The organism is Brevibacillus sp. WF146 (assembly GCF_001673705.2).
In the GTDB taxonomy this organism is placed as follows: Bacteria; Bacillota; Bacilli; order Brevibacillales; family Brevibacillaceae; genus Brevibacillus; species Brevibacillus thermoruber.
Map to the genome: position 1 here is coordinate 3,460,713 of NZ_CP109943.1, position 16,760 is coordinate 3,477,472.

The following is a 16,760-nucleotide window of genomic DNA, read 5'->3' on the forward strand; positions in this document are numbered from 1 at the left end:
ATCCCTACAGAATGAATGCAGACATCGCCCGCAAGCCGATGAGCGAAACGATTACAAAAATGCCCATGGTCAGATAAGTGGCGAAACGCTGGGAACGTGGACCGACGGTGATGCCCCAGTGTACGAGGAACGACCAGAGCCCGTTGGAAAAGTGAAACACGGTGCTGAGAATCCCGATGGTGTAGAAAACGACCATCAGCGGATCGCTGAGAATGTTGGTCATCATGTCAAAGTTCACTTCGGCACCCAGCGCTTTTTGAATGCGCGTTTCGTACACGTGCCAAGCGATAAAGATGAGTGTGATGATTCCCGTAAGGCGCTGCCAGAGGAACATGTGGTTGCGGAAATGTCCGAAGTTGCCCACATTGTGTTTCGCCTGGAAGGCAATGTAGATCCCGTACACGGCATGGAACAGGATGGGAATGTAGATGAAGATGAATTCCACGGCGAGCAGGAATGGAACGTGTTCGATCATTCCTACTACCTGGTTGAAAGCTTCCGGTCCCCGGGTTGCCTGATAGTTCGCTGTCAAGTGGAACAAGAGGAACAGCCCGATTGGGAACAAACCGAGAAGAGAATGCAGCTTGTGGTTCAGAAAGCTATGGCCTTTTGCCATACAATGGTCCCCCTTTCAATTGTAAGTAGCGTTCTTTGGTAAATCTTTTCCCCACTATCCTAACCCATTGCCCCGCCGGTTAGACATAAACCGCAGCAGCCTGCCGTCCCTGCCGCACGGCTTGGCAAATTGTGTCGGAAAACGGAAAAAAGTTGGGCAAAACGTTGAACCACAACCAATTGTACTCCTGTCTTCTAGGAGCGTCAAGACAGTGAATAGACTAATTCCATTGTTGGATTACACGTATCAATGGTCCGATTTTTCTATGAATCTGTCATAGACACGGCCGCTCTCTCATAGTCTGGTACCAAACAGGTTGACCAATCGGCTGCAAAAGACCGGCGTCCGCAGGAGGGTCCGACAGCGGACAAGCTATCGCGCGGCCTGCAGCCGGGAAGGAGGATCGCGAAATGAAAGAACCGGATCAACTGGGAGCCCTGCTGCCTTCCCGCGTCATCGCCGATATCGAGCGCATCCACATGCCCTATCTTGGCTATCACTTGCTGCGGGAGCACCTCACCCGCACGCTGCTGGGCGAAAGCGAACCGCCCATTCTCCACTGGCTGGGAAAGGAAATGGGGCGGCAGATTCCCATCCGCTCCGCCAACGGCCTGGTGTTTCCCTTTATCCGCCTGGGGCTGGGCAAACTGGACCTGCTGGAAGACGGGGAGCGGCAGCTTCGTTATCGCCTGACCCATACCATCTATCGCTACATGTCGCCCGACCGGATCAACCGTTCCCTCTCCCTGGAGTGCGGCATCATCGCCGGCGCTGTCGGCCGCTGGAAGGAGCAGGAGACGGAAGCCCGGATGGAGGCGGAGGAGACGAGCAGTGTCCTGATCACGGTCCGCTGGTAAGGTCTTGCCGGGACGGGTACGGGCCGGACGGACAGGATTCGGACGGTGAGGCAACGTATCGCCGCCGCAAAAAGATTTCCCCGTAAAAAATCCTCCCGTAAAAAATCCCCCCCTTTTTCCGCGGCGAAAAAAGGGGGAGGCAGCATGTGGCGTCGCTATTGGTTTGTCAGTCGGGTTACACCCCGTGCACGACCGCTGTTTCCGCCACGTCGAGGCCGTATGCGGTGTGCAGGCTGCGCACGGCCCGCTCGGTGTGTTCCGCCGGGATGACGCAGGAGACCTTGATGTCGGACGTGGAGACCATTTTGATCGTGATCTCCTGCTCGGCCAGCACGCGGAACATCTCGGCGGCCACGCCCGGATTGTGTACCATGCCGGCTCCGACAATCGAGACCTTGGACAGGCCCTCTTCGTACTCCACTTTTTCAAAGCCGAGCTGATCCCGGTGGGCGTTCAGCGTGTCGAGCGTCTTTTTCAGGTCGCTCCCCGCCACCGTGAAGGAAATGTTGGTCACGGCCGCGTCGTACGAGCTTTGGATGATGATGTCCACGTTCACCTGGTGATCCGCCAGCGTGTTGAACAGACGGGACAGCGTGCCCACGCGCGCGGCCATTCCCACAACCGTCACCTTTGCGACGTCTTCGTCGTGGGCGACGCCGCTTACTACTCTTCCTGTTTCCATATGCGCAACCTCCTCTACGTACGTGCCTTCTTCTGTCGTAAAGCTGGAGCGGACGACCAGCCGGACCTTGTGGGTCTTGGCCGCCTCCACCGAGCGCGGATGCAGCACGCCCGCCCCCAGGTTGGCCAGTTCCAGCATTTCGTCATAGGAAATGCTGTCCAGCTTGCTCGCCGTCGGAACCACACGCGGGTCGGCGGTGTATACGCCGGCCACGTCTGTGAAAATTTCGCATTTGTCCGCGTTGAGGCTGGCTGCCAGTGCCACCGCGGACGTGTCCGAACCGCCGCGGCCCAGCGTGGTGATCTCGCCCGCTTCGCTGACTCCCTGGAATCCAGCCACGATGACGACCCGGCCGCGCGCCAGCTCCTTCCGAATCCGTTCCGTCTCGATATGGGTGATCCGCGCCTTGCCGTGGATCGATTCGGTCGTCACTCCCGCCTGCCAGCCCGTCAGGGAAATGGCGTCATACCCTTTTTGGTGCAGCGCCATCGCCAAAAGCGCAATCGACACCTGCTCGCCTGTCGCCAGCAGCATGTCCATCTCCCGCTCCGACGGGTAGGGGGAAATCTGTTTGGCCATGTCCACCAGCACGTCCGTGGACTTGCCCATCGCCGACACGACGACGACCATGTCGTGTCCCGCTTCCTTATATTGTATAATCCGGTCCGCTACTTTCATAATCCGTTCGATGGTACCTACGGAGGTGCCTCCGTATTTATGCACGATCAACCCCATGCGGCTTCTCTCCCTTTTCCTATTCAACATGATTTCTCGTTTGATTCTTCTCTGTCAGGCCATCTTCGTTCCATTTTCTGTTGGAACATGCCGTTTTTCTCACTCTTGCAAAAAAGGCAGCGACGAGGATACACCTGTCACTGCCTGCCAGTTCGACATACCGGTTCCTCCTTCCCTTGACCACGTGAACAGTTGAGCATGACGGAACACACCCTGTTCCATCCTCAACCGACATCGTGAGATAGCTCTCCATCCGGCAACGGGTGATTGCGCGGATGACAGTCCTGCGCTTGTTCAACGCAGGCCCAGCACGGAGGAAGCGGGCCTTTCTCCGTACTTCGGCGAATTCCCCTTTCCCGTACCCGTCACAGATGCCCGATCTCAGGGAGGTACTCATGGTTTTCGCGCCTCTACCTCACTCCAAACGGGAAGTGAGGCTTGTTATGCTGTTTGTATGGGATTATACCATGAAGCCGCCTCGGGTTCAACGACCTTTTTGGCGTTACGTTTCCATCTGCCGAAGATGGCGGATAATCTCGCGGGCCAGCTTGTCGCCGATACCGATCTGCCGGAAGTCCTCCACCGTCGCTTCTCGCATCTTTTTCAGCGAGCCAAAATGCTGGAACAACAGCTTGCGCCGCTTTTCGCCGACACCGGGAATCTCGTCCAGCCGGGACGAGAGCATCGTCCTGCTGCGCGCCTGCCGGTGAAACGTGATGGCAAAGCGGTGCACCTCGTCCTGGATCCGCTGCAGCAGGTAAAACTCGTAGCTGTCCCGGCGAAGCTCCACCGGTTCCGGCGGATCGCCGTAGAGCAGTTGGGCCGTCCGGTGCTTTTCGTCCTTGGCCAGGCCGCAGACGGGGATGTAGAGCCCCAGCTCGTTTTCCAGCACGTCCATCGCCGCGCTGATCTGCCCTTTGCCGCCGTCGATGACGATCAGGTCGGGCAGCGGCTGGTTTTCCTTCAGTAGGCGGGTGTAGCGGCGGCGGATCACTTCCCGCATCGCCCCGTAGTCGTCCGGCCCCTCGACGCTTTTGATCTTGAATTTGCGGTACTCTTTCTTGTCCGGCCGGCCGTCGGTAAAGACGACCATCGCGGACACCGGTTCCGTGCCCTGAATGTTGGAGTTGTCAAACGCCTCGATGCGGTGCGGCGTGCCAATTCCGAGCACGTGCCCCAGATTGTGCACCGCCTGGATCGTCCGCGCATCGTCCTTGGACATCAGCGCAAACTTTTCCTGCAGGGCTATCCGCGCGTTTTCGGAGGCCATCTGCACCAGTTCCCGCTTTTTGCCCCGCTTGGGCACGTACACCTTGACGCCCAGCCACTCCGCCAACAGCTCCGGCTCGCTCTGCTCTGGCAGCAAAATTTCCTTGGGCAGTGCGTTCTGCTTGTCGTAGTAAAACTGGGTGACGTAGGACATAAAGTCCTCCGCCTCGTCGCCGTAGTACGGAAACGACGTCGTCTCCCGCTCGATCATCTTTCCCTGCCGCATGTAGAAAATCTGGACGCACATCCAGCCCTTGTCGACGGCAAAGCCGATGATGTCACGGTCCACCGTGTCGGTAAAGGTTACCTTCTGCTTCTCCATCACGGCTTCGATGCTGCGGATCTGGTCGCGAAGCTCCTTGGCCCGCTCAAACTCCATGTTTTCCGCCGCCTGCAGCATCTTTTCCGTCAGCTCCCGCTTCACCTCCTCGTGACCGCCGTCGAGAAAGCGGCAGATCTCTTCCACCAGCCGCTGGTTCTCTTCCGCGGGTACCTCATGGACGCAGGGAGCCAGGCACTGCCCCAGATGGTAGTACAGACAGACCTGCTTCGGCAGCGTTTTGCACTTGCGCAGCGGGTAGAGGCGGTCCAGCAGCTTCTTTACCTCGGATGCCGCCCCCGCGTTGGCGTAGGGACCAAAATAACGCGCCTTGTCCTTGACCACCTTGCGGGTGATTTCCAGGCGCGGATGTTTTTCGTTGGTGATCTTGATGTACGGATAGGTTTTGTCGTCCTTCAGCATCACGTTGTAGCGCGGATTGTGCTGCTTGATCAGGTTGCACTCCAAAATCAGCGCTTCGATCGCCGAGGAGACAACGATGTATTCAAAGTCGGCAATTTCGCTGACCAATAACTGCGTCTTGCCGTCGTGACTGCCCGTAAAGTAGGAACGGACGCGGTTCTTCAGCACCTTGGCCTTGCCCACGTAGATGATGTCTCCGTCCTTGTTTTTCATCAGGTAGCAGCCCGGCTTCTCCGGCAGGACGGCCAGCTTGTCTTTCAAGGAGCTGTTCACGGCTGCCCCCTCCTTTCTTCATGTCCGGCCCATCGGCCCTTCCCGCACGGGCGGGAATGTACGTTCCGTCCCCATGTTACCACGTTTTTCGGCGAAACACGACTGTTTCTCGCTGGCACAAAAAAATCAGCATCCGCGCAGTGCGAATGCTGATGACGAACCCTGCCCGGCTTAAGCGGCCAGGCAGGTGTTGATCCGTTTTCCTTACAGGTGTTTGCCCAGCGTGCCCATCAGCGCTTCCTTCGGTTGGAAGCCGATTACCTTGTCGACCGGCTGACCGTCTTTAAACACGATCAGCGTCGGGATGGACATCACGCCGAAGCGGCCGGCGGATTCCGGATTCTCGTCCACGTTTACTTTAACGATTTTCAGCTTGGTCCCCACTTCGCTGTCGATCTGCTCCAGCACCGGCGAGATCATTTTGCAGGGGCCGCACCACGGAGCCCAGAAGTCAACCAGGACAGTGCCGCCTTGCTCCACTTCCTGGGAAAAGGTTTGATCGGTTGCATGTACAATTGCCATGGTATCGTTACCTCCTTCTATTCGGTACGCCAAAAGGTTCCATACGCCCTACAGTATATCATTCTCCACCGGAAATGACTACGGCGGACGACACTTTGCCGCGCTTTCCACGTTAGTCTGTCCGGAATCGCCGCACTCTATTGCCCCATGTGCTTCAGCCGGTTGATCTCCCGTTCGTGGTCGCACACTTTGCGGTGCATCAGGTCAAAATCGGATTCCAGCAGTTGATGATGCCGTTCCAGGCGGTCAAAGCGGCGGTTGGTTTCGTCGCGAAACGCGTACATGTCGTCGCGAAACACATACATCTCCTCGCGAAACGCGTACATTTCACGTTTGAACTCGCGCAGCTCCTCGACCGATTCCTTGACGATGCGGTTGTTTTCCGCCACCATATGGATCAACTGCCGCAGCAGTTCCTCACTCATTCCGACCACTCTCCCTTTTCCTTGTTATTATAGCGGACAGGACAAGCGTACGACAGCGGGGGCGGACAAAAAAACGGTGCGCAGCCATACCGCGACCGCCGCTTGGCGCACCGCTCCCGGGACAGCAAAAACGGCGCCCCGTACAGGGCGCCGCAGCCGTGCCGCTCGATTACACGAGCACTTTTTTGAATTCGGCCGTAAGCAGCGGAACCACTTCAAACAAATCGCCGACAATGCCGTAGTCCGCCACCTGGAAGATGGGAGCTTCCGGGTCCTTGTTGATGGCGACGATCACTTTGGAGTTGGACATGCCTGCCAGGTGCTGGATCGCCCCGGAGATGCCGCACGCGATGTACAGGTCGGGTGTGACCACCTTCCCTGTCTGGCCGATCTGCATGGAGTAGTCGCAGTAGTCGGCATCGCACGCGCCGCGGGACGCGCCCACAGCCGCACCGAGTACCTCCGCCAGTTCGTAGAGCGGTTTGAAGCCGTCCGCGCTCTTGACGCCGCGTCCGCCGGAGACGATGATCTTGGCCTCGGAGAGATCCACTTTGCCGCTCGTTTTGCGGACCACTTCCTTGACGATGGAGCGCAGATCCTTGATCTCCACGTCAAACGGCACCACCGTGGCCGTTTTGCCGGTGTCAGGCGCTGCGGCGGGGATGTTGTTGGGCCGGATCGTGATCATGATCGCGCCGTCGGTAAACGTCCGTTTTTGGAACGCCTTGCCCGCGTAGATCGGCCGGGTAAAGACCGGACCGGCCTCCAGACCCGTCACGTCGGAGATCAGGCCGTACCCGAGACGGGCGGCCACTCGCGGCGCCACGTCGCGGCCGATCGCCGTGTGACCCAGCACCACCGCGTCGGGAGAGACGAAGTCGATCAACTGTTTCAGCGCTTGGGCGTACGCGTCCGGCGTATACTGCGCCAGCGCGGCATGATCCGCCACGTAGACCGTACCGGCGCCGTGATGTCCCAGGACCGCCGCATGCGCGCCGCTGTCCGGTCCGAACAGGGCGGCCACCACTTCGCCGCCTTCCGCCAACACGTGCGCGGCGGCCAGCGCTTCCAGGGACACGTTGCGCAGTTGACCGTCGCGCGTTTCTGCCAATACCAGTACCTTTTTCATCAGGATCCTCTCCCTCTCGCTTAGATCACTTTTGCTTCGTTACGCAACAATTGGACCAATTCGGACACTTGCGCCGCCAAGTCGCCGGAGAGAATGCGGCCTGCCTGCTTCTTCGGAGGCAGGGACTGGTCGACGATGACGGTCTTCGCCTGCACGTCCTGGGCGGACAGGCCGAGATCGTCCGCGGAGAGGCGATCCAACGGTTTTTTCTTGGCTTTCATGATCCCCGGGAGGGACGGGTAACGCGGTTCGTTCAGCCCCTGCTGGGCGGTGATCAGCACCGGCAGGCTGGTTTCCACCACTTCCAGGTCCCCTTCGACGTCGCGTTCCACGCGCACCTGGGTACCGTTGATCTCCAGTTTGACGGCGGTGGAGACGTGGTTGATGCCCAGCTCTTCGGCCAGACGGGGACCGCCTTGTCCAGCGCCGGAGTCGACGGCCATCTGTCCGCCGAGGATGATGTCGTATCCCACTTTGCGGGCGACGGCAGCCAGCACTTTGGCCGTCGTGTACTCGTCTCCGAACAGGGATTCGTCGTTCACCAGAACCGCCTTGTCCGCTCCCATCGCCAGCGCGGTGCGGAGCGCGTTTTCCGCCCGGTCCGGACCGATGGAGACGACGGTCACTTCGCCGCCGTGCTCCTCCTTCAGCTTGATCGCCTCTTCCACCGCGTACTCGTCGTACGGGTTGATGATGAATTCCACGCCGTCTTCCGAGATTTTGCCATCCTGGATGACGATTTTTTCTTCCGTGTCAAACGTCTGCTTCATGACAACCAAAATGTTCATGGGATTCCCTCCTTCTAGGTGGCGCGATTCCGATACCGGCTAGCGGTCGGCAAACTGCGGCCTGCGCTTTTCCAGAAACGCGGCGACGCCTTCCTTGACGTCCTCCGAAGCGAACGCTTCGCCGAACAGTTCGGCTTCGCGCTGCATGCCTTCCGCCTTGCCGAGCACCGTTCCGGCGTGCACCGCCTCCAGTGCCAGCCGCAGGGCGACGGCGCTTTTTTGGGCGATGGCACCGGCCAGCCTTTTCGCTTCGTCCAGGAGCTGGTCCAGCGGATGGACCGCTTCCACCAGCCCGATGCGCAGCGCCTCTTCGCCGCCGATCATTTCGGAGGTGAGGATCATCTGCGTCGCCTTGCCCCGGCCCACCAGGCGCGGCAGCCGCTGTGTGCCCCCGTATCCGGGGATGATGCCCAGGTTGAGCTCGGGCAATCCCAGCTTGGCTTCGGGCGCCGCCAGCCGAATGTGGCAGGCCATCGCCAGTTCCAGACCGCCGCCCAGGCACGCCCCGTTGATCGCCGCAATGATCGGTTTCGGGAAGGTTTCCAGACGCTCAAACAATTGCTGTCCGGCTTTCGCCAGCGCTTCCGCATCCGCGGACATCAGTTGGGTAAACTCCTTGATATCCGCCCCGGCGATGAAAAAACGGCCTTCGCCGGTCAAGACGATCGCCTTTACCTGGCCGTCCCGTTCCAGATCGTCCAGAAGCGCTGCCAGCTCCGTCAGCGCCGCCTGGCTCAGCGCGTTGGCCGGCGGACGGTTGATGGTGACGACGGCGACGCGGTCTTCCTTTTGCACATGCCAATACGAATACATCCCTCTCCCCCCTGCTTACGTCGAGTCATGAAGCATCCGTCATCTGAACGAACGCTCAGTCTTTACGTTTTTATTGTAACAAACGGAATCTTGCAAAAAAAGCGTTTTCTTTTGTCATTTTCCCTTCATACCGTACAGGAAGAGGTTATGAATGGGGTCAACATGGGAGACAAGATCGTACTTGCATTGTTTCATGACCCAGGACGTCGTCACTTCGTCCAGCGTGCCAAAAATCATTTTCCGCGCCACGCGGACATCGATGTCCGGGCGGAACACGCCTTTCTCCATGCCTTCGCGGATCACGTCGTCAATCAGGTTGAAGTACTGCTTCATCACGGCGCCGATGCCCTCGCTGATTTCCGGATTGGACTGGCGCAGCTCGATCTGCGTCACTTTTGCCAGTTCCGGGTCTTGGGCCAACTGGCTCAAATGGGTGTGGACCAGGGCGTACAGTTTTTGCTCGACCGACTCCGCTTCGGCGATGCGTCCCCGGCAGGTTTCGATAAAGGTTCCCATCTTTTCGTTGAACAGGGAAATGAGAATGTCATCCTTGTTCTCAAAGTAGAGGTAGATGGTGCCGTCCGCTACCTTCGCCTCTTTCGCAATTTTGGAAACCTGGGCGCTGTGATAGCCCTGACGAGCGATGACGCGAACAGCCGCATCAATGATGGCTTGATATTTCTCCCCCGTTTTTTTCGCCATACGTACCTCCACGTTTGCTTCGACTAGATGTTGAAATGAATGATCGTTCATTCATGTGTAAAGTGTAATACAGGTTCCAGCCTCTGTCAATCCCTCGTCCGCCCGGGCCAAAAGCGAACGGCAGGTGGTCTGCCCGGAGAAGTCCCTCACGAAAAAGCCGGTCCGATCGAAGCCGTACGCCCGTCCGACAAGAAAAAGGCCGCTCCCAATCAGGAGGGCGGTTCGGGACAGCATTCACGGTCGACGGGATGGTCCCGACGCGGCGGTTGCCGCCTGTTTTCCTCGCGTTTCCGGATGGCCTTCAGCTGGTCTTCACCTGGTCTTCGGCGGCGCTCCGTTTCTTTTCCTCCTCCAGCAGTTGGCGGCGCAGCACCTTGCCCACCATCGTCTTGGGCAGTTCTTTACGGAACTCGTATATCCGCGGAATCTTGTAGGCGGCCAGGCGCTGGCGGCAGTGACGCTCCAGCTCTTCCTCGCTCACCTGCGCTCCTTCTTTCAGCACGATAAACGCCTTGACCGTCTCGCCCCGGTAGGGGTCCGGCACGCCGATAACGGCCGCTTCCTGGACGGCGGGATGCTCAAACAGCACTTCTTCCACCTCACGCGGGTAGATGTTGTATCCGCCGGCGATGATCATGTCCTTCTTGCGGTCGACGACGTAAAAGTATCCGTCTGCGTCCATGTAGCCCATATCTCCGGTCAGCAGCCACCCGTCCCTCAGGACGGCCGCCGTTTCTTCCGGCCGGTTCCAGTATCCGAGCATCACCTGCGGCCCTTTGACCGCCAGCTCCCCGATCTCTCCCTGGGGCAGCTCTTCCCCGGTCGACGGGTCAACGATGCGGCAGTCGGTGTCCGGCCAGGGCAGGCCGATGCTGCCGCTGATCCGCTTCCCCCAGATCGGATTGGAGTGGGTGACGGGAGACGCTTCCGTCAGGCCGTACCCTTCCACCAGCCTGCCGCCGGTCAGTTCTTCAAACCTGCGCTGGACCTCCACGGGCAGCGGTGCGGAGCCGCTGACGCAGGCGGCAATGGAGGACAAGTCGTATTTGGGCAAGTCAGGATGGTTGATCAGTCCGATGTACATCGTGGGTGCGCCGGGAAACAGGGTGGGTTTGGTCTTGTCGATCAATTTGAGGATTTGCTTGACGTTGAATTTGGGGACGAGAATGATTTCCGCCGCGATGGAAATGCCCTTGTTCATCACCGTGGTCATTCCGTAGACGTGGAACAGCGGCAGGGCGGCGAGGATCCGTTCCCGCCCTCTGACGAACTTGTACATGACAGCCTGACACTGCAGCGCGTTGGCGACGAGGTTGCGGTGCGTCAGCATGACGCCCTTGGCCAGGCCGGTGGTGCCGCCGGTATACTGCAGAAGCGCGATGTCCTTTTCCGGGTCAACCTCAGGCGTGACGGGATTGATAGCGCTTTCTTTCAGCACGGAAAGAAAAGGCTCAACATCACCGCCGTAGGTTATCTGCGGATGGTGGCCCTGCTTCTTCTGCACCAGCGGATACAGCATCTTTTTGAAAAAGGGAAGAAAATCCCCCACACTCGTAATCATCAGGCGTTTCAGCGGGGTGGAGGCCTTCACGGCCGCAACGCGGCTGTACAACAGGTCCAATGTGATGATCGTCTCGGCTCCCGAGTCGTTCAACTGGTGAATCAGTTCCCGTTCCGTGTAAAGCGGGTTCGTCATGACCACCGTCGCTCCGGCCATCAGCGAGCCGTAGTAGCCGATGACTGCCTGGGGGGAGTTGGGCAGCATGACGGCGACGCGGTCCCCTTTTTTCACGCCGCGCTTGATCAGCGCGTTGGCGAACTGATACGACATCGCCAAGAGCTCCCGGTAGGTGATCCGCCTGCCCATGAAGTACAGCGCAGGATGATCGGGAAACTCGGCGGCCGCCTGTTCCAGAAAATGCGTCAGCGGAACACGGGGGTATTCCAGTGACGGTGCGGTCTCGGGCGGGTAACTGGCAATCCAAGGCTTGGCGTTTGACATGGGCAAATTCCCTCCAATCCCTTATTGGCCTTACCTCTCCCGTACGATCCACATTCATAACCTCTTCCTGCTTCCATTCTAGTCGAAAGATAATTAATTTTCCAACGAAAAATACACAAACCGGACCATTTTTTTGCAGGAAATGGCAGCCGCCTGTCCGGGGCGGGATGGGGGTGCCGTTCTTGCTGGCGACGGGCTTTTTGCGGCGGCCGTCCGGGGGCGTCGCGGGCTTGTCCGGCCGTTGATCTCCTCGCGTCTACGCCTGGCGGGCGGGCATGGTTGACGGGCGGGCATGGCGGACCGGCTTCCCGCCAAGAGGCCTGCCGCTCCGGAAAAGCGGCCGCGGAATCTCCGGCTCCAACCAGCGCCGTGCAGGGGGCCAGTGCCCGTGGTCAAGGGGCAATTTCCGTGATCAGGGGGCCAGCGCCCGTGGTCAAGGGGCAATTTCCGTGATCAGGGGGCCAGCGCCCGTGGTCAAGGGGCAAGCTCTGTGGTCAGGAGGCCAGCGCCGTGGTCAAGGGGCCAGCGCCTCCATCAGCAGTTGGCGGACGCGGGACCGCTCCTCTTTTGGCACCAGATGGTACCAGCCGAGGACGCCGTTGTGCCAGATCCGCTCGTCCGTCCCCGTGAGCGTGTCCGTCTGCACCGTATTGGGCTCGGGGTCGCCGTACGCCAGCAGGAGGGAGGCGATCTCCTGGTCGGTCAGATCGGTCTTGACGTGGCTGCCGAGAATGTCCATCAGCGAAAACGCCTTGACCAGCGTCTGCGCCGACGTGCCCTTGTCGGCCAGGGCCCGGACGATCTCCTGCTGCCGGGCGATCCGTTGGTAGTCGCTGTCTTCCCGCCCCAGATCGCTTTTGCGGTAGCGGGCGTAATCGAGCGCCTGTTCGCCGCTCAGCGTCTGCAGTCCCGGCTTCAGGTCGATGTGGGTGTCGTCGCTCGGATCGGTGTACTTCATCCGTTTTTTCACCTCGATCTGCACCCCGCCCAGCTCGTCCACCACCTGCCGGAATCCTTCGAAGTCGATCGTCACGTAGCGGTCGATCTTGAGGTTGAAAAAGCGCTCCAGCGACTGTTTGACCAGCTTGGGGCCGCCGTAGGCCATGGCGTGGTTCAGCTTGTCGTAGCCTGTTCCGGGCAGTTCCATGTAGCTGTCCCTGGGGATGGAGACGAGATGCACCCGCTGCTTGGCGGGATGCACGGCCGCCAGCATCATCGTGTCCGAGCGGGCCTGCTCCCCGTCCCGGCTGTCCGTCCCGATGACGAGCAGGAGAAACGGTTTGAGCGTTTTGGCCTGGGCCAAAAGCGCGCCGGGCAGCCGTTCCCCCGTCTGCTCCAAAGGCGCTCCCGTTTCCGCCTCGAGCGGGGCGTACCATTCCCGGGTCATCCGCTTGTAGTGGTAGGCGGCAAAGGAGACCGCCACCAATAAGCCGATCGCCACGAGGGCCGCCCCGTACCGGGCGATCCGCTTTCCGTATCTGCGCAAAAAAGACAACATGTTCATGAACGAGACCTCCCTTTGACGAACAGGACCCCATCTCTGCTGCAGCATCGATGGGGTCCTGCTTCCATTGTTGACCGGGGAGGCCTCGTTTAAACCTGTTCGGCCGCTTCAGTCCCTTTCCACGACCATCGCCATGCCCATTCCGCCTCCGACGCAGAGCGTGGCCAGCCCGCGCTTGACCTGGCGGCGCTTCATTTCATGCAGAAGCGTGACGACGATGCGGCAGCCCGTGGAGCCGACCGGATGGCCGAGCGAGATGCCGCTGCCGTTGACGTTGGTGATGTCGCGCGGCAGCTCCAGCAGCTTTTCCACCGCCAGATACTGGGCGGCGAACGCTTCGTTTACTTCGATCAGATCGATGTCGGCCAGCGTCAGGCCCGCTTTGGCCAGCGCCTTTTTCACCGCCGGCACCGGTCCGTATCCCATCAGATCGGGCTCCACCCCGGCCCAGGCGTACGAGACGATCCTGCCCAGCGGAGCGATGCCCAGCTCCCGCGCCCGGCTTTCCTTCATCAGCACGACCGCCGACGCCCCGTCGTTCAACCCGGAGGAGTTGCCCGCCGTCACGGTCCCGTTTTCGCGGAAGCCGGGCTTCAGCCTGGCCAGGCCCTCCAGCGTGACGTCGCGGCGGGGATGTTCGTCCGTCTCCACCATTACCGTCTCTCCCCGCTTTGTTACCGGAACGGGAATGATTTCCTCGCGAAACAGGCCGCTGTCGATGGCCCACACCGCGTTTTGCTGGCTGCGCAGGGCGATTTCATCCTGTTCGGCGCGGCTGATGCTGTAGCGCTCCGCCAGCCGTTCCGCCGTTTCCCCCATCAGGATGCCGTGATGGGGATCGGTCAGGAGTTCCCACATCGCGTCGGTCATCTCCCCGTGGGTGAGGCGTTTGCCCCAGCGGGCGTTTTTCAGCACGTACGGCGCGTTGCTCATGCTCTCCACGCCGCCGGCGATCACCACCTCGCTCTCCTCCAGCAGAAGCTGCGCGGCCCCGCTGGCGATCGCCTGCATGCCGGAGGCGCACTGGCGCTGCACGGTAAAACCGGTCACCCGGTTGCCGAGCCCGGCGTCAAGGGCTGCCACGCGGGCAATGTTGGCTTCGTCGGTCCGCTGGATGCAGTTGCCGAGGATCACTTCATCAATCAGCGACGGATCCACTCCCGATTTGGCGATGACGCCGCGGATCACCGTTTCCGCCAGTTTGCGAGCGCTTACATCTTTCAGAACGCCGCCGAACGTGCCGATCGGCGTGCGTCCGGCTGCGGCAATGACGACTTGTTCCATGCCGGTTTCCTCCTCCGTGTTCGTTTCTCCCATTGTGACACAGGTCCGATCCGGCGTAAATCGTTCCCGTACCATCTCTACTCCCGGACGTCCCTCATCATGACCGTCACCCACTCGTCACTGTGCCGCTCCGCCACCGGGGCGAATCCGGCCTGTTCGTAAGCGGTCAGCACCTTGCCGCGATTCCACTGCACGATCCCGGAAAGGATCACCGTTCCCCCCGGAGCGATCCGCTCCCGCACCAGCGGCAGCATCGCCACGTCTTCATCTCCGCCGATATTGACGAGGATGAGATCCGCCTCCCGGGGCAGCCGCTCCTGTACGTCCGGATCCAGCGCGTCGCCCATCACGATTTCCACCGCTTCCTCCGACAGGTCGTTGTTGGCCAGGTTTACCCGGATCTGGTATTCGCTTTGCGGATTGAGATCCACCGCCCAGACCGGCTGCCGGGCCCCGTTTTTGACGCAGAACAGCGACAGGATGCCGGAACCGGCGCCGATGTCCAGCACTCGTTTGCCGGCGGGAGGCCGCTCCTGCAGCATCAGCAGGATGTCCTGGGTGGTGCCGTGGTAGCCGGTGCCAAACGCCGCGCCGGGATCGATCCAGAGCACGTGCCTGGCTTGGGCCAGCGCTTCCGGCGGGGTCCACGTGGGCGCAATCCACCAGTCGCCCACCTGCACCTCGCGGAATGTCTCCTTCCACGATTCGTTCTCCTCCGCCACCGTCTCCACCTCCTGCAGGCGGACCTTCTCCCCCCAGCGGCTGAGATAGTCCCGCAGCCGCTCCGCATGCTCGGCTTCGCTGCCCCTGAGCGGCTCAAACAGGTAGGCGATCACCGGGCCGTCCGTCTTTTCCGCGTAATCGTAGCCGTTTTCCGTCGTCAGCACCTCGATCTGCGGCTCCACCCAGCCGAGCGTGTAGGCGCTCGCCAGCACCTCGCTGACAAACGCGTCTTCCGCATCCCGCTCTACCAGCAGGATGTACTTCAGCCATGTTTGTTCCATCGTCTGCCTGCCCCTTTCTCCCATTTGATCCTCTGAATGGATGGCGAGGATGTGCGCTTGCATGGTATGATAGTAGAATGGATGAAAACCCGTTTTGGAGGCTTGCCATGTTTGACGAATTTTTTTACCGGCGTCGCAAGAACAAGGGGATGCTGGTCCTGATGATCGCCCTGATGCTCATGGGGGCCGGTCTGTTCGCCCTGGGCTTCCTCTATTTGTTCTAGGGTTGCTTTACTTCCCCGCATTTACTCGATTATACTTGAGAATGTGTTTTTCCTGTACGTTTGATATAGAAAGAAGGTTCACTCCATGTCGCGTATTCTCATCTCCGGGTACTACGGCTTTAACAATGCCGGAGACGATGTGGTCCTGTATGGCATCATCAGCGCGCTGCGTCGGGAACAACCGAATATGTCCCTGGCCGTGCTGTCCAACCAGCCGGAGCGAACGACGGCCCTGTTTGGCATTCCGGCGTACAACCGCTGGAGCCTGCCGACCATCGTGCGCGAGTTGATGCGAAGCGACATGCTGGTGATGGGCGGCGGAACACTGATGCAGGACGTGACCAGTCCGCGCAGCGTGCTTTACTACCTGGGGATCGTCTCGATCGCCAAGCTGCTGGGCAAACCGGTCGTGTTTTACGCCCAGGGGTTTGGTCCCGTCCAGAAGCCGATCAGCCGCCTGTTGATCAAGCGGGTGGTGAACCGGGTAGACGTGATCACCGTGCGCGACTTTGAATCAGGCGAAGATTTCAAGGCGTGCGGAGTGAGCAAGGCGCCGGTCTACGTGACGGCCGATCCGGCGCTGACCATTTCGCCGGACGACGTGTCCGACGAGCGGGGGCGCCAGCTTTTGGCGGACAAGTTTGCCGACCTGTCCAAGCCGCTGGTCGCCATCTCGGTCCGCGACTGGAAACAGGAGCAGCGGTTCAAGCAGGCCATCGCCCGGGCGGCCGACCTGTTTGCCGAGCGGGGATGGAACGTGCTGTTTCTGCCGATGCATTACCCCAGCGACCTGGCTCCCTCCCGCGACATCATCGGGATGATGCGGCAGCCGGGGGCGCAGCTCCTGGACGAGCCGGTCACCTTTCACGACATCATGTCCGTGCTGAAACAGTGCGAGTACGTGCTGGGCATGCGGCTGCACTCCCTGATTCTCGCCTGCATGCTGCAGACGCCGTTTACCGGCATCTCCTACGACCCGAAAATCGACCGGTTTGTCGAGCGGGCCGGCATGCCCAGCGCCGGCCATATCACCCGTCTGGACGAATCGGCGCTCCTTGCCCTCTTGAACGAGCGGCTGGCCAACCTGGAGCGGGAAAAGCGCGTGATTGCCGAACGCTCGCGGCTGCTCGCCCAGGAAGCCGCCAAAAGCAGCGAACTGGTGCTTCAGGCGCTGCGCCGCAAAACGTAA

At 60.1% G+C, this 16,760-nt stretch carries 15 protein-coding genes and 1 riboswitch; of the genes, 2 read left to right on the top strand and 13 right to left on the bottom strand.

The genetic code is table 11. The features are described from left to right. Positions 1-4: 4 nt before the first annotated feature. The gene (locus A6764_RS17170) at positions 5-616 is read right to left on the bottom strand and encodes a succinate dehydrogenase cytochrome b558 subunit (protein ID WP_065068077.1); all 612 of its coding nucleotides are present in this window, start codon (positions 614-616) and stop codon (positions 5-7) included. A gap of 410 nt (positions 617-1,026) precedes the next feature. Here A6764_RS17170 and A6764_RS17175 point away from each other — a divergent pair, with 410 nt between their 5' ends. Beyond that, complete coding sequence (locus A6764_RS17175; protein ID WP_065068076.1) at positions 1,027-1,473, top strand: DUF2507 domain-containing protein; 447 nt, start codon at positions 1,027-1,029, stop codon at positions 1,471-1,473. Positions 1,474-1,648: 175 nt separating this feature from the next. Here the strand turns inward: A6764_RS17175 and A6764_RS17180 are convergent, their stop codons facing one another. From A6764_RS17180 to A6764_RS17235, 12 genes are all read right to left on the bottom strand, one after another. Then, on the bottom strand, positions 1,649-2,890 hold the full coding sequence (locus A6764_RS17180) for an aspartate kinase (RefSeq protein ID WP_065068075.1): 1,242 nt from the start codon (positions 2,888-2,890) through the stop codon (positions 1,649-1,651). A gap of 234 nt (positions 2,891-3,124) precedes the next feature. After that, a riboswitch (Lysine riboswitch) is annotated at positions 3,125-3,311 on the bottom strand. Between the two features lie 81 nt (positions 3,312-3,392). Then, positions 3,393-5,174, bottom strand: a complete 1,782-nt coding sequence (gene uvrC, locus A6764_RS17185) for an excinuclease ABC subunit UvrC (protein ID WP_065068074.1) — start codon at positions 5,172-5,174, stop codon at positions 3,393-3,395. A 204-nt stretch (positions 5,175-5,378) separates the two neighbouring features. Then, entirely contained in the window at positions 5,379-5,696 is a 318-nt protein-coding gene (gene trxA / locus A6764_RS17190) for a thioredoxin (protein WP_029097597.1), read from the bottom strand. A 137-nt stretch (positions 5,697-5,833) separates the two neighbouring features. Further along, positions 5,834-6,121: a hypothetical protein gene (locus A6764_RS17195; RefSeq protein WP_035300958.1), complete on the bottom strand. Its 288-nt coding sequence runs from the start codon at positions 6,119-6,121 to the stop codon at positions 5,834-5,836. 169 nt (positions 6,122-6,290) lie between these two features. Continuing rightward, positions 6,291-7,250, bottom strand: coding sequence for an electron transfer flavoprotein subunit alpha/FixB family protein (locus A6764_RS17200; protein ID WP_044897491.1), 960 nt, complete (start codon positions 7,248-7,250; stop codon positions 6,291-6,293). 20 nt (positions 7,251-7,270) lie between these two features. Then, positions 7,271-8,038, bottom strand: a complete 768-nt coding sequence (locus A6764_RS17205) for an electron transfer flavoprotein subunit beta/FixA family protein (protein ID WP_029097600.1) — start codon at positions 8,036-8,038, stop codon at positions 7,271-7,273. Between the two features lie 39 nt (positions 8,039-8,077). Next, positions 8,078-8,851 carry an enoyl-CoA hydratase gene (locus A6764_RS17210; RefSeq protein ID WP_065068073.1) on the bottom strand — a complete coding sequence of 258 codons (774 nt, stop codon included), beginning with the start codon at positions 8,849-8,851 and terminating at the stop codon, positions 8,078-8,080. 114 nt (positions 8,852-8,965) lie between these two features. Further along, positions 8,966-9,553 carry a fatty acid metabolism transcriptional regulator FadR gene (locus A6764_RS17215; RefSeq protein WP_065068072.1) on the bottom strand — a complete coding sequence of 196 codons (588 nt, stop codon included), beginning with the start codon at positions 9,551-9,553 and terminating at the stop codon, positions 8,966-8,968. 301 nt (positions 9,554-9,854) lie between these two features. Next, positions 9,855-11,555, bottom strand: coding sequence for a long-chain-fatty-acid--CoA ligase (locus A6764_RS17220; RefSeq protein WP_044897489.1), 1,701 nt, complete (start codon positions 11,553-11,555; stop codon positions 9,855-9,857). A 514-nt stretch (positions 11,556-12,069) separates the two neighbouring features. Beyond that, positions 12,070-13,059 carry an LCP family protein gene (locus tag A6764_RS17225; protein WP_065068070.1) on the bottom strand — a complete coding sequence of 330 codons (990 nt, stop codon included), beginning with the start codon at positions 13,057-13,059 and terminating at the stop codon, positions 12,070-12,072. Positions 13,060-13,167: 108 nt separating this feature from the next. Beyond that, the gene (locus A6764_RS17230; protein ID WP_065068071.1) at positions 13,168-14,343 is read right to left on the bottom strand and encodes a thiolase family protein; all 1,176 of its coding nucleotides are present in this window, start codon (positions 14,341-14,343) and stop codon (positions 13,168-13,170) included. Between the two features lie 77 nt (positions 14,344-14,420). Beyond that, complete coding sequence (locus A6764_RS17235) at positions 14,421-15,347, bottom strand: 50S ribosomal protein L11 methyltransferase (protein WP_065068069.1); 927 nt, start codon at positions 15,345-15,347, stop codon at positions 14,421-14,423. A 309-nt stretch (positions 15,348-15,656) separates the two neighbouring features. Here A6764_RS17235 and csaB point away from each other — a divergent pair, with 309 nt between their 5' ends. Continuing rightward, positions 15,657-16,760, top strand: coding sequence for a polysaccharide pyruvyl transferase CsaB (gene csaB / locus A6764_RS17240; protein ID WP_029097608.1), 1,104 nt, complete (start codon positions 15,657-15,659; stop codon positions 16,758-16,760).

Bases quoted from the DNA above. Each gene is read 5' to 3' on its own strand.
- A6764_RS17170 (WP_065068077.1), bottom strand. From the start codon at position 616: ATGGCAAAAGGCCATAGCTTTCTGAACCACAAGCTGCATTCTCTTCTC.
- A6764_RS17175 (WP_065068076.1), top strand. From the start codon at position 1,027: ATGAAAGAACCGGATCAACTGGGAGCCCTGCTGCCTTCCCGCGTCATC.
- A6764_RS17180 (WP_065068075.1), bottom strand. From the start codon at position 2,890: ATGGGGTTGATCGTGCATAAATACGGAGGCACCTCCGTAGGTACCATC.
- trxA (WP_029097597.1), bottom strand. From the start codon at position 5,696: ATGGCAATTGTACATGCAACCGATCAAACCTTTTCCCAGGAAGTGGAG.
- A6764_RS17195 (WP_035300958.1), bottom strand. From the start codon at position 6,121: ATGAGTGAGGAACTGCTGCGGCAGTTGATCCATATGGTGGCGGAAAAC.
- A6764_RS17200 (WP_044897491.1), bottom strand. From the start codon at position 7,250: ATGAAAAAGGTACTGGTATTGGCAGAAACGCGCGACGGTCAACTGCGC.
- A6764_RS17205 (WP_029097600.1), bottom strand. From the start codon at position 8,038: ATGAACATTTTGGTTGTCATGAAGCAGACGTTTGACACGGAAGAAAAA.
- A6764_RS17210 (WP_065068073.1), bottom strand. From the start codon at position 8,851: ATGTATTCGTATTGGCATGTGCAAAAGGAAGACCGCGTCGCCGTCGTC.
- A6764_RS17215 (WP_065068072.1), bottom strand. From the start codon at position 9,553: ATGGCGAAAAAAACGGGGGAGAAATATCAAGCCATCATTGATGCGGCT.
- A6764_RS17220 (WP_044897489.1), bottom strand. From the start codon at position 11,555: ATGTCAAACGCCAAGCCTTGGATTGCCAGTTACCCGCCCGAGACCGCA.
- A6764_RS17225 (WP_065068070.1), bottom strand. From the start codon at position 13,059: ATGAACATGTTGTCTTTTTTGCGCAGATACGGAAAGCGGATCGCCCGG.
- A6764_RS17230 (WP_065068071.1), bottom strand. From the start codon at position 14,343: ATGGAACAAGTCGTCATTGCCGCAGCCGGACGCACGCCGATCGGCACG.
- A6764_RS17235 (WP_065068069.1), bottom strand. From the start codon at position 15,347: ATGGAACAAACATGGCTGAAGTACATCCTGCTGGTAGAGCGGGATGCG.
- csaB (WP_029097608.1), top strand. From the start codon at position 15,657: ATGTCGCGTATTCTCATCTCCGGGTACTACGGCTTTAACAATGCCGGA.